This is a genomic window from Klebsiella variicola, assembly GCF_000828055.2.
Lineage (GTDB): Bacteria > Pseudomonadota > Gammaproteobacteria > Enterobacterales > Enterobacteriaceae > Klebsiella > Klebsiella variicola.
In genome coordinates this window covers 2,229,901-2,242,070 of record NZ_CP010523.2, presented here as the reverse complement: position 1 = coordinate 2,242,070, position 12,170 = coordinate 2,229,901, and the positions used below count along the sequence as shown (strand labels likewise).

The window sequence follows — 12,170 nt, the reverse complement described above, 5'->3', positions numbered from 1 at the left end:
CATAATGAACCATTTGATTCGGGCTAACAATACTGCATCGCCGCCAGACGGACGGCGGCATTCGCCGCGCCATAGAGCGCGTAACCGGCCCGTCGTTCGGTTAACTCAAAGAAAAAGCGCCCGGCGGTAAAGGGGCGGGTATAAAGATGCAGGAAGGCCCCGCCCTGCGGATCGCGGTCGTAGAGGAGCTGCCGCCGCTGCAGTTGCCCAACGTCCAGCTCGCCGCCGAAGCGCGCCAGCAGATCGTCATAATAATTGGCCGGGATCGGCAGCGCATGGCGGGCAACGTCGGCAAGCTGGTCGCAGGTGGCCGGCAGATCGCGGCAGGCAAAGGCCGCATGCTGCAGCCCTGCCCCCTGGTAGCAGGCGACCGAGCGGGCAATCTGCGTCGCCCGGCTCTGCGAAATATTCAGCGCCAGACGGATATCGCCCTGCGGGCTGCGCACCGCCAGACTGCGCACCAGTCCATACGGGTCCGGCAGCGTCTGCTCATGCTCAAGGGTAAAACCAAACACCGTGCGGAAGAACATCACCCAGTTGTCGCGGCTGTCGGCCTCCATCCCCAGCGCCAGATGGTCGATACCGAGATAATCCTCGCGCACCGTCAGTCCGTCGCGCAGATGAAAATCGCGCTCATAGATCCCTTCCCCGGCCTCGATGAGATAGATAAGGCTACCGTCCGGGGCGCAGATCGCCGGGATCGGCGTTTCGTTCGGCCCGGCATCGCCCTGCCAGGTGGCATACCCCAGCGCCCGGGCGCGGGCCACAATCGGCGCACTGCGATCGACCCGCAGCGCCATGGCGCACAGCGATACGCCGTGGCGTTGATAGAAATGATCGGCCCAGCTGTGGGGCTGATGGTTGATGACGATCCGCGCCCCGCCGTTGCGCCACAGCGTCACCTGTTTGGAGCGGTGGCTTCCCTCGTGCTGAAAACCCAGCGCCTGCAGATGCTGCCCCAGGCGCTGCGCCTCGGCGGCGCTGGCGGCAAACTCGATAAACTCCAGCCCGTGATAGACCGGCAGCGGCGGCGGTGAAAACAGATCGGCATCGCACGTCGGGAGCCGACGGCGGGTTTGCTCCTCCAGCCACAGCAGCGAACGATAACCATCTTTGGCCGTCGCGCCGTTCGGCGAGGCGCGAAAACCGTCATTAAAGATCTCCAGCGACCAGGGGCCGCGATAGCCGCAGCGGGTGACCTGCTCGGCAAACGGCTCCAGCGGCAGCTCGCCCTGCCCGGGGAAGCAGCGGAAATGGCGACTCCATTCCAGGAGATCCATTTTCATGTACGGCGCATCGGCGAGCTGAACAAAGGTGATTTTCTCCACCGGCACCGACGGTAGCGCGTCCAGCGTGTCGCCGCGAGCCAGAATATGGAAGCTGTCGAGCACCAGGCCCAGCGCCGGGCTGTCCACCCGCCGTACCCGCTCCCAGGCCTGCTGCCAGCGGTTCACATGGGTTCCCCAGGCCAGCGCCTCATAGCCGATGGTGATCCCCTCTTCTTCCGCCAGCGTGGCCAGCGCCCGCAGATCCGCGACCTGCAATTCGCTATCCGCCGAGCAGTCCGGCTGCACATTGCTGCACAGCAGCAGCGTGTCGCAGCCCAGCTCGTGCATCAGGGCAAACTTGCGCCGAGCGCGGGCTATATTCGCCGCAAACTGCGCCCGGCTGGCGCCTTCAAAATCGCGAAAGGGTTGAAAAAGCGTGATTTTTAACCCTAAATCGGCGGCAAGCTGGCGGATTTCCGCCGGCGTCCCCGTATAATAGAGCAGATCGTTCTCGAAAATTTCCACACCCTGATAGCCCGCCGCCGCAATAGCGTGCAGCTTCTCAGGCAGGGTGCCGGAAATCGAAACGGTGGCGATAGAGCGCAGCATAAGGTCCTCGGGTCAACAACTGACGTGAGCCTTGAATATGTATCATTTGGTTCATTTGCGCCATACTAGGTTGCTAAATTGTGATCATTATGTGTATTTTTTGTCACCCAAGAAAAAGGAGTTGCCATGACCGTCGTTGCTCATGATGAAGCACAATCCCTGAAGGCGCGGATTTTCAGCGCCGCTATCGCTGTTTTTGCTGAACACGGGCTGTCAGGCGCCCGCATGGAGCAGATCGCCACCGAGGCGCAGACCACCAAGCGCATGGTGGTTTACTACTTCAAAAGCAAAGAGCAGCTCTATCAGGAGGTGCTGCAGTATGTGTATGCGCGGATCCGCGAAACCGAGCAGCAGCTGGGGCTGGAGAATGTGCCACCGGTGGAGGCGCTGGTGCGGCTGGTGCGCTGGAGCGTGCGTTATCACGCCACCCACGCGGACTATATGCGGGTGATTTGCATGGAGAATATGCAGCGCGGCAAGTGGTTACAAACCTCGGGTGAACTGAAACCGCTGAATCGTACCGCCCTGTCGATTCTGGAAGACATTTTACAGCGCGGCCAGCAGCAAAGTGTCTTTCAGGCGGGGCTCGAAGCACGCGATGTGCACCGGTTAATCAGCAGCTTCAGCTTTTATCAGGTGTCGAACTTCTACACCTTCAGCAGCCTGTACCTTGACGATCCGTTGCCCGCCATCGACGACGAAGCGATGGTGGCCCACCACTGTGACATTGCCGTCCGGGCGGTGATCCGCTTCGTGATTTCCTGACCCGCCGGCGAAAGACGTTAATGCCCGGAAAGGGCGTGAATGACTTTCTCCATGGCCTCCACGGTGAGCGCCGAACGCTGAATTTTGGCGTTCGCCAGCGAGGTGCGCAGTACGCCGGCAATGACAATGTGTTTCGGCTCCTGGCCCAGGTCTCGCATTTCCAGCACCACTTTACCCACCACGCGGCACATTTCCTGGTACAGCTCGTCGTCTTTGGCTTTATTTCCCATCTGGTTTTGCTCGCACTTTATTATTATCAATCAATTCATTATTGATAGATTTTTTCCGCAACGCAAATTATCCCCGGCGGAATAGGCCAATGGCGCGTTTTACTGGTTCATCACGCGAGAAAAAGCGCCTTCCGCTGCCCCTTTGCCTGCCCGGTGATGAAAAAATGTGTTGCGTACTTTTATGCATAACGTGCCGGTTTTGTTACGCGTTTTGTCCATAATTTGAAACGAGGTTTTTATTTTCCTTTTTGATTTCGGCAGCGTATAATGCGCTTCGATTCTTTCTTGAATGGTTTCAGCGCATTGGACTGCATGATAAAACGCATAACACCTTGCCACATTTCATGGGCTGAACCGCCAGCACACATTCTTCTGCACGCTCCGGGGTTGTCACCTATCCTTAGGGCGTGGCTTAGCAACTTTCGTAATACAGGTTTGGCTCCCCGGCAGTGCGCCCGCGGAGCGAGAATTCCATATCCTTCACAACTTAAAGACTAAAACTGTCATGAAAAAGACCAAAATTGTTTGCACCATCGGTCCGAAAACCGAATCTGAAGAGATGCTGACCAAAATGCTGGAAGCCGGCATGAACGTGATGCGTCTGAACTTCTCCCACGGTGACTATGCGGAACACGGTCAGCGCATCCAGAACCTGCGCAATGTGATGAGCAAAACCGGTAAGAAAGCCGCTATTCTGCTGGACACCAAAGGCCCGGAAATTCGTACCATCAAGCTGGAAGGCGGCAACGACGTCTCATTGAAAGCAGGCCAGACCTTCACCTTCACCACCGATAAATCCGTCGTCGGCAACAACGAAATCGTTGCAGTGACCTACGAAGGCTTCACGTCTGACCTCACCGTCGGCAACACCGTTCTGGTGGACGATGGCCTGATCGGCATGGAAGTGACGGCTATCGAAGGTAACAAAGTTATCTGTAAAGTGCTGAACAACGGCGACCTTGGCGAGAACAAAGGCGTAAACCTGCCGGGCGTCTCCATCGCCCTGCCGGCGCTGGCTGAGAAAGACAAACAGGATCTGATCTTCGGTTGCGAACAGGGCGTGGACTTTGTCGCGGCCTCCTTCATCCGTAAACGTTCCGACGTCGTCGAGATCCGTGAGCACCTGAAAGCCCACGGCGGCGAAAACATCCAGATCATCTCCAAAATCGAAAACCAGGAAGGCCTGAACAACTTCGACGAAATCCTCGAAGCTTCTGACGGCATCATGGTTGCTCGTGGCGACATGGGCGTTGAGATCCCGGTTGAAGAAGTTATCTTCGCCCAGAAAATGATCATCGAAAAATGTATCCGCGCGCGCAAAGTGGTTATCACCGCGACTCAGATGCTGGACTCCATGATCAAGAACCCGCGTCCGACCCGCGCTGAAGCCGGCGACGTGGCCAACGCCATCCTCGACGGTACCGATGCAGTGATGCTGTCCGGCGAATCCGCGAAAGGTAAATACCCGCTGGAAGCCGTCACCATCATGGCCACCATCTGCGAACGTACTGACCGCGTGATGACCAGCCGTCTGGACTTCAATAACGACAATCGTAAACTGCGCATCACCGAAGCGGTGTGCCGCGGCGCGGTAGAAACCGCTGAGAAACTGGAAGCGCCGCTGATCGTTGTCGCCACCCAGGGCGGTAAATCCGCACGCGCTGTGCGTAAATACTTCCCGGACGCCACCATCCTGGCCCTGACCACCAACGAAACCACCGCTCGCCAGCTGGTGCTGAGCAAAGGCGTTGTGCCGCAGTTGGTGGAAGAGATCGCCTCTACCGATGACTTCTATCATCTGGGCAAAGATCTGGCGCTGAAAAGCGGCCTCGCGCGTAAAGGCGACGTGGTGGTGATGGTTTCCGGCGCATTAGTGCCGAGCGGTACCACTAATACGGCTTCCGTACACGTGCTGTAATAATTTACAGGTTAATTGGTTTTTTTTAATAAAGCGCCTCTCGGGGCGCTTTTTTTTATTCATTGATTAGCTCTTCCTATTAAAAATGCAAATCGGAATTTACTATTTAATAAGAGATTATCTAAGATGAATCCGATGGAAGCGCGCTGTTTTCACTCGCCTTTTTCAGCGATTTTGTCCAATTCGATGCTTCTTTGAGCGAACGATCAAAAATAAGTGCGTTCAGGTAAAAAAAATATTCTCATCCCAAAAAACTTTGTGTAATACTTGTAACGCTACATGGAGATTAACTCAATCTAGAGGGTATTAATAATGAATCGTACTAAACTGGTACTGGGCGCGGTAATCCTGGGTTCTACTCTGCTGGCTGGTTGCTCCAGCAATGCTAAAATCGATCAGCTGTCTTCTGACGTTCAGACTCTGAACGCTAAAGTTGACCAGCTGAGCAACGACGTGAACGCAATCCGTTCCGACGTTCAGGCTGCTAAAGACGACGCAGCTCGCGCTAACCAGCGTCTGGACAACCAGGCTCACTCTTACCGTAAGTAAGAGTTCTGGTAATAAAAATGGCGCACTCTGTGCGCCATTTTTTTTGCCCTCAGCATGAGGGCTACTGGGTAAGCAGGCTGTTGTCTGACGGCGTGTTCTGCGCCGACAGCGTAGCTGGCGCACTCCCCGTCCCCGTGGACACCACCACCGGATATCCCGCCCTTCTCGACATCGCTTTTTTCAGCTGTGCATCATCGACCGCTTTATCCTCTGCGAAGTCGTGAAACGCCGCAGGCAGCGTGTAGGCGATGGTCCGGGTGTTTTCCCCTTCCGTCTGCGAAAGCGGCCTGTGGACCTCGACATAGCGTTTACCATCCGGTTCGACGGCAAACTTCACCGGCTGATTGATAATCCGTACCGGCGTCCCGGTTTTCACCTGGTTGAACAGCGCTTTGATGTCATCGGCGTTCATTCGCATACAGCCTGAGCTGACGCGTAAACCGACGCTGTCCGGCGCGTTGGTGCCATGAATCAGATATTCGCCGTTGCCATAGGCCAGACGCAGCGCGTAGCGCCCCAGCGGGTTGTACGGCCCGGCCGGGACCACCGCCGGTAACGTCACCCCTTTCTCCAGCGAACGCGCGCGAATGCCCGCGGTGGGCGTCCAGGTCGGGTTGGGGATCTTCTGCCCGATGCGGGTGGTCATCTCAGGCGTTTCCAGCCCTAACTGGCCGATACCCAGCGGATAGACCTGCACCTGATTCTCTCCCGGCGGGAAGTAATACAGCCGCAGTTCCGCAAGGTTGACGACAATCCCCTCTCGCGGTACGTCGGGGAGCAGCATCTGGGAGGGGATCAGGACCTGAGTACCAGGCTTCGGCTGCACTGGCGCGATGGTATCGTTGGCTTCGAGGATCAGCATCGCCGCGGTATCGAAATGGCGGGCGATCGCCTGCAGGTTGCGGTCTCCCTCCTGTACGGTCCAGTACTGGTTCTGGCCAATCAGCCGGCTGTTGGCGGGAGGAAGCGGGTAGTCGACGGCCCAGGCGGCCGAGGAGGCGCCAAGCGCGCTGAGAAGGGCTAAGGTGATCATCGTTTTGCGTTTCATACTGAGATTCCTTCTTTCGCTGATAAAACGCCAGGAGACTGAACGGCGGCAGGAGCAGAACCCCTACCGGACGTAACAGAATGAAATCTACCTGTTTATTCTAGCTAATATTTGCGGCTTTCGCGCGGATCGCACGGATCATGGCTTCAAGCCCTTGCGAGCGGGAAGGCGTCAGGTGTTGGGTGAGCGCCATTTTTTCAAACCACGGGCGCACATCGAACTCGATGATATCCTGGGCGGTCATCCGATCATAAAGGATAAACACCACCGCAATCAGCCCTTTGACGATCGCCGCATCGCTGTCACCGCGCAGGGTGATAACGCCGGAGGGGTCCTGCGCCATCACAATCCACACCTGGCTTTGGCAGCCCTGAATAATGTTCTGCACGCTATGTTCTTCCGGGCTTAGCGGCGCCACCCGCTGGCCCAGCTCAATGATATAGAGATACTTCTCTTCCCAGTTGGCGCAACGGCTAAAATTGCGCAACAGTTTGTCTTTGTCTGGTAGTGCCGCCATCGTCACGTCCTTTACCCTAATAATTTGTGGATCCGCTGCAGGCCGGCCACCAGGCGGTCCACCTCTTCCGTGGTATTGTACATCGCCAGCGAGGCCCGACACATAGCCGGTACCTGATACCGGGCCATCAGCGGCATGGCGCAGTGGTGCCCGGTTCGCACCGCGATACCGTAGTTGTCGAGGAAGCTGCCGACGTCATAGGCGTGATGCTGGCCGAGGTTAAAGGCGATCACCCCCTTGCGCTGCGCCGGCCCGTAGAGGATCAGATCCGGCACGGCGCGCAGAGCCTCCAGCGCATAGCGCATCAGGGTCTGCTCGTACTCCGCGATCTGCGTCAGCCCCAGTTGGCTGACGTAGGTCAGCGCCGCGCCGAGGCCAATGATCCCCCCGGTATTCGGCGTACCGGCCTCAAAGCGCCACGGCGCCCGGTTCCAGGTGGTGCCTTCCGTCAGGCTGACGGTGGCGATCATCGACCCGCCGCCTTCCCATGGCGCCATCGCCTGCAGTAGCTCGGAACGGCCATAGAGCACGCCGATCCCGGTCGGGCCATACAGCTTGTGTCCGGAGAAGACGTAGAAATCGCACCCCAGCGCCTGCACATCTACCGGGTGGTGCATCACCGCCTGAGCGCCATCCACCAGCACTTTCGCGCCATGCTGATGCGCAAGGGCAATCAGCGCCGCCAGCGGGTTTTCCGTCCCCAGCACGTTGGAGACCTCGGTTATCGCCAGCAGGCGGGTGCGCGTGTCAAACAGTCCCGGGACAACATCCAGTTGCAGGGTGCCGTCCGGGTTCAGGGGGATCACCCGCAGCTCAGCCCCGACGCGGGCGCACAGCATCTGCCACGGCACAATGTTGGCGTGGTGCTCCATTTCGCTGATGATGATGTTATCCCCGGCGCCGACGTTGGCGTTTCCCCAGCTGTTGGCCACCAGGTTGATACCCTCGGTGGTGCCGCGGACGAACACCACTTCCTCCGCCGACCCGGCGTTAAGGAAAGTGGCCGCCTGCTGACGCACGGCTTCCATCCGCGCGGTGGCTTCCGCGCTGAGGGTATGGATGCCGCGGTGCACCGCCGCGTAGCCGTGGCGATAGAATTCCGCTTCGGCGCCGATCACCGCCTCCGGCTTCTGGGCACTGGCGGCGCTGTCGAGATAGGCCAGTGGCTGACCATTGACCTCCCGGTTCAGTACCGGAAAATCGGCGCGAACCCGTTCTACTGAAAATGTCATACAGTGCCTCCCGGCAAACGCTGTCCAATCCGCGCCAGCACCTGCTCTCTGAGCGCATCGCTGCGGATAGCCTCGGTGAGCTCGGCGGCGAAGGCGTAGAGGATCATCTGCTGCGCCGCCTGCTGTTCGATACCGCGCGAGCGCAGATAGAACAGCTGTTCTTCATCAATGCGCCCGACGGTCGCCCCGTGGCTGCATTTCACGTCATCGGCGTAAATCTCCAGCTGCGGTTTAGTGTCGACCTCCGCCAGCCGCCCAAGCAGCAGATTGTTATTGGTCATCTGGCCGTCGGTTTTCAGCGCGTGCGGCGCGACGTTGATCAGCCCGTTAAACACCGCCCGACCCTTATCGCTGACGATGGTTTTGTGCAGCTGGCGGCTGTTGCAGTAGCCGACCTGATGGTCGAGCCAGGTGCGGCTGTCGCAGACCTCATTTTTCACCGGCATCGCCAGCGAATTGAGGCGCAGGTTGCTGTTTTCACCGCCCAGGCGGGTGCTGGTGTGATGACGCAGCACCTGGCCGCCGAGCAGGAAACTGCTGCTGAAGGCCGAGGCGTCGCGGCCCAGCAGCAGGTCGTTATGGGCGAAGTGGTAGCTGAGCGCGTTCTCAAACGCCAGCTTGATATGCTGGAGGTGCGCGTTATCGGCCACCGTCATGGTCAGTCGCCCGCCGGTGAAGTGCGGCTGCTCATTGAGGCTCAGGTAATGTTCGACCACAGTCGCCTCCGCCCCGCTTTCCAGCGCCAGGTGATGGCGATAATGGGCGGTATTCAGCGCATCGCCGGCCAGACCGCGGGTGATATGCATCAGCAGCAGCGGCTTATCCAGGCGGCGGTTGCGCGGTACGCGAAGGCGGGTCACCGTCTGCGCCAGGCTTTCGGTCAGATGGAGAAACACCTCCGGATGCAAAGCATCCGGCAGATGCTGGCGTTGGTTATCGACGCTGACCTCCACGCCGCTGGCGGCGAGATCGTCGCTCAGCTCAGGATGATAGCGGCCATCGATAAACACCAGCCGCCAGGCGTCCAGCGGCAGCGCCAGCGCATCACGCTGTTCAGCGCTGAGCGATGCCCCCTCGTCGGCGACAAAGTGACCGTTCAGTAGCGCATCCAGCGGGGTGTATTTCCAGTCCTCGTGCTTACGTGTCGGCAGCCCCAGGCGCAGCAGCTGCTGCAGATGCTGGGTGGCCTCCGCCGTACGCTGGCCGCCCTGCGCTTCAAACAGGTGGTGCCACTGCTGCAGCGCGTTACTGCTGTTCGGTAAGCCAGCCATAGCCCTGCTCCTCCAGCTGTTTGACGAGGGTGAAATCCCCCGACTTCACAATCCGCCCCTGATACAGAACATGGACGTAGTCCGGCTTGATATAGTCAAGAATGCGCTGATAGTGGGTGACAATGATGAAGGCGCGTTTGCCGTCGCGTAGCGAGTTGACACCTTCCGAGACAATCTTCAGTGCATCAATATCCAGCCCGGAATCTGACTCATCAAGAATGCACAGCTCCGGCTCCAGCACCGCCATTTGCAGAATATCGTTACGCTTTTTCTCACCGCCGGAGAAGCCAACGTTCACCGAGCGGGTCAGCAGATCTGCCGGCATCTGTAGCAGCCTGATTTTCTCTTCCATCAGGTCCTGGAAGTCGAAGCGATCCAGCGGCTCCTGGCCTCGATAGTTGCGCACGGCATTCAGCGCGGTCTGCAGGAAGAACTGGTTGCTGACGCCGGGAATTTCCACCGGATACTGGAAGGCCATAAAGATACCTTCTCCGGCGCGATCTTCCGGGGCAAGTTCCAGCAGGTCTTTACCCTTAAATTCGACGCGGCCGCCGGTCACCTCGTAATCCTCACGCCCGGCCAGGGTGGCCGAAAGCGTACTTTTCCCCGAGCCGTTTGGCCCCATAATGGCGTGGACCTCCCCCGGGCGCACCTCAAGGTTCAGCCCGCGCAGGATCGCTTTATCTTCGACGGCGACGTGTAAATCTTGAATACTTAACATCTTTTTTCCTTAATTATCAGCCGACGCTATGTTCAAGGCTAATGGCCAGCAATTTTTGCGCTTCGACGGCGAACTCCAGCGGCAGTTCGGAGAAGACGTCTTTACAGAAACCGTTGACGATCATCGAGATGGCATCGTCTTCGCTGATCCCGCGCTGCAGGCAGTAGAACAGCTGATCTTCGCCAATCCGCGAAGTGGTCGCTTCATGTTCCAGCTGGGCGCTGTTGTTGCGGCATTCCACATACGGGAAGGTATGCGCCCCGCAGTCCGGGCCGATCAGCATCGAATCGCACTGGGTGAAGTTGCGGGCGTTAGTCGCGGTCGGCATGATTTTGACCAGCCCGCGATAGCTGTTCTGGCTGTGTCCGGCGGAGATCCCTTTCGAGATGATGGTCGAGCGGGTGTTCTTGCCGATATGGATCATTTTGGTGCCGGTGTCCGCCTGCTGGTGACCACTGGTCAGCGCTACCGAGAAGAATTCGCCGATCGAGTTATCGCCGCGCAGAATGCAGCTAGGGTATTTCCAGGTGATGGCCGAGCCGGTTTCCGACTGGGTCCATGACATCTTGCTGTTCTCCCCTTCGCACAGCGCACGCTTGGTGACGAAGTTGAGAATGCCGCCGGTGTTGTTGTCGCCGGGGAACCAGTTCTGCACCGTGGAGTATTTCACTTCCGCATCTTTATGGATGATGACTTCAACGACCGCCGCATGCAGCTGATAGCTGTCGCGCACGGGCGCCGAGCAGCCCTCAATATAGCTGACGTAGCTGCCTTCATCGGCCACCAGAATGGTGCGTTCAAACTGCCCGGTCTTTTCGGCGTTGATGCGGAAATAGGTCGACAGCTCCATCGGGCAGCGGACGCCCTTCGGCACATAGATAAAGGTGCCATCCGAAGCCACTGCGGCGTTCAGCGCGGCGAAGAAGTTGTCATTGCCTGGCACCACGGTACCCAGATACTTTTTCACCAGTTCCGGATGGTCGTGGATCGCCTCGCCGAAAGAACAGAAGATGATCCCCTGCTCCGCCAGCTTTTCGCGGTAGGTGGTCGCCACCGACACCGAGTCGAATATGGCGTCCACCGCCACCTCGCGCCCTTCACGTACCGGCACGCCCAGCTGGTTAAAGGCTTCTTCCACCTCGCTGGTCAGGAAGGTGTTGGCCCCGGTCTGCTGCACCGCGCCCGGCTCTGAAGCGCAGGTCTCATCGCAGTTGCCGCAGGAGGGGGCGGAATAGTAGCTGTAGTCCTGATAATTCAGCTTATCGTAATGCGCCTTCAGCCAGTGCGGCTCCTCCATCTCCAGCCATGCCCGGAAAGCATTGAGCCGAAACTCCAGCATCCACTGCGGCTCATTGCGACGGGCGGAAATGGCCCGGACCACCTCTTCATTAATCCCTTTGGCAAGCTCATCGGTCTGCAGCCGGGTGAAAAAGCCCTCTTTATAATTGAGCGGGCCGCCGGTCCAGGTTTTGACATCGTCAGTTGCTTCAGTATTACGCGACATAGTTACTCCGCCTGCACCCCAAAACTTTCGCCACAACCGCACTCGTGCTGCGCTTTCGGGTTATGAAATTTAAAGATTTCATTTAAACCTTCCCGGACGTAATCGAGCTCCGTACCGTCAATGAACGGCATCGCCTGCAGCGGCGCCCACAGTTTCGCCCCGTCATGTTCAAAGAGCAGATCGTCGGCTGCCGGCTCGGCAATCATTTCGAGCACATAGCCAAAACCGGCGCAGCCGCTGGTTTTTATCCCCAGCCGCAGCCCTTTTTTGTCCGGTTGCTTGCGCATCAGATCGCGAATATGCGCGGCAGCGGCCGGCGTCATGGTCAGTCCCTGCCAGCTAAAATCGGCGGGATTAAAGGTTCCTGCTTGTACTTCCATCGATAGACCTCCAGGTTGGCGCCATCAAGGCATACCGCCATGTTAGTGATAATGATTATCACTTCAACCCATCTGCAGCAGGGGTATTGCCCCATTTAGCGCTTTTTATAAGCATAGACCCTCGCCCGGGGATTATCAGGGTGTGCAGGGTGAACTTA

General features: G+C 58.2%; 14 protein-coding genes. 4 read left to right on the top strand and 10 right to left on the bottom strand.

The window, feature by feature from the left end; translation table 11 throughout:
* Positions 1–23 precede the first annotated feature (23 nt).
* On the bottom strand, positions 24–1,877 hold the full coding sequence (locus tag SP68_RS10465; protein ID WP_012967932.1) for a bifunctional sugar phosphate isomerase/epimerase/4-hydroxyphenylpyruvate dioxygenase family protein: 1,854 nt from the start codon (positions 1,875–1,877) through the stop codon (positions 24–26).
* 126 nt (positions 1,878–2,003) lie between these two features.
* On the opposite strand from SP68_RS10465, the gene SP68_RS10460 reads away from it, so the two are divergent.
* On the top strand, positions 2,004–2,642 hold the full coding sequence (locus SP68_RS10460; RefSeq protein ID WP_040968614.1) for a TetR/AcrR family transcriptional regulator: 639 nt from the start codon (positions 2,004–2,006) through the stop codon (positions 2,640–2,642).
* 17 nt (positions 2,643–2,659) lie between these two features.
* Here SP68_RS10460 and fumD read toward each other — a convergent pair whose 3' ends face one another.
* Both fumD and SP68_RS28270 read right to left on the bottom strand, forming a co-directional pair.
* The gene (gene fumD, locus SP68_RS10455; protein WP_012541399.1) at positions 2,660–2,872 is read right to left on the bottom strand and encodes a fumarate hydratase FumD; all 213 of its coding nucleotides are present in this window, start codon (positions 2,870–2,872) and stop codon (positions 2,660–2,662) included.
* 236 nt (positions 2,873–3,108) lie between these two features.
* Positions 3,109–3,240, bottom strand: coding sequence for a hypothetical protein (locus SP68_RS28270; protein WP_004217210.1), 132 nt, complete (start codon positions 3,238–3,240; stop codon positions 3,109–3,111).
* Here SP68_RS28270 and ynhH point away from each other — a divergent pair.
* The 3 genes from ynhH to SP68_RS10445 all read left to right on the top strand — a co-directional run bounded on the left by ynhH (position 3,185) and on the right by SP68_RS10445 (position 5,339).
* A complete protein-coding gene (gene ynhH, locus SP68_RS29080; protein ID WP_418268519.1) occupies positions 3,185–3,370 on the top strand; it encodes a protein YnhH in 186 nt (61 codons plus the stop codon). The two genes, SP68_RS28270 and ynhH, sit on opposite strands and share 56 nt — an antisense overlap.
* Positions 3,371–3,377: 7 nt before the next feature.
* Positions 3,378–4,790, top strand: coding sequence for a pyruvate kinase PykF (gene pykF / locus SP68_RS10450; RefSeq protein WP_012541397.1), 1,413 nt, complete (start codon positions 3,378–3,380; stop codon positions 4,788–4,790).
* Between the two features lie 312 nt (positions 4,791–5,102).
* A complete protein-coding gene (locus SP68_RS10445; protein ID WP_007374746.1) occupies positions 5,103–5,339 on the top strand; it encodes a major outer membrane lipoprotein in 237 nt (78 codons plus the stop codon).
* Between the two features lie 61 nt (positions 5,340–5,400).
* On the opposite strand, the gene ldtE is transcribed toward SP68_RS10445, so the two are convergent.
* The 7 genes from ldtE to sufA form a co-directional block, all read right to left on the bottom strand.
* Positions 5,401–6,387, bottom strand: a complete 987-nt coding sequence (gene ldtE / locus SP68_RS10440; protein WP_023297821.1) for a L,D-transpeptidase LdtE — start codon at positions 6,385–6,387, stop codon at positions 5,401–5,403.
* 100 nt (positions 6,388–6,487) lie between these two features.
* Positions 6,488–6,904 (bottom strand): cysteine desulfuration protein SufE, encoded by a 417-nt coding sequence (gene sufE / locus SP68_RS10435; protein WP_040968615.1) that lies wholly within the window; start codon positions 6,902–6,904, stop codon positions 6,488–6,490.
* Between the two features lie 11 nt (positions 6,905–6,915).
* Entirely contained in the window at positions 6,916–8,136 is a 1,221-nt protein-coding gene (gene sufS / locus SP68_RS10430; RefSeq protein ID WP_016161294.1) for a cysteine desulfurase SufS, read from the bottom strand.
* Complete coding sequence (gene sufD / locus SP68_RS10425) at positions 8,133–9,407, bottom strand: Fe-S cluster assembly protein SufD (protein ID WP_012541393.1); 1,275 nt, start codon at positions 9,405–9,407, stop codon at positions 8,133–8,135. The genes sufS and sufD overlap by 4 nt, the downstream gene beginning before the upstream one ends.
* Positions 9,382–10,128, bottom strand: coding sequence for a Fe-S cluster assembly ATPase SufC (gene sufC / locus SP68_RS10420; protein WP_004184415.1), 747 nt, complete (start codon positions 10,126–10,128; stop codon positions 9,382–9,384). Before sufC ends, sufD begins: the two co-directional genes overlap by 26 nt.
* A 16-nt stretch (positions 10,129–10,144) precedes the next feature.
* On the bottom strand, positions 10,145–11,632 hold the full coding sequence (gene sufB / locus SP68_RS10415) for a Fe-S cluster assembly protein SufB (protein ID WP_008804465.1): 1,488 nt from the start codon (positions 11,630–11,632) through the stop codon (positions 10,145–10,147).
* A gap of 2 nt (positions 11,633–11,634) precedes the next feature.
* Positions 11,635–12,012 carry a Fe-S cluster assembly scaffold SufA gene (gene sufA, locus SP68_RS10410; protein WP_008804464.1) on the bottom strand — a complete coding sequence of 126 codons (378 nt, stop codon included), beginning with the start codon at positions 12,010–12,012 and terminating at the stop codon, positions 11,635–11,637.
* Between the last annotated feature and the right edge of the window lie 158 nt (positions 12,013–12,170).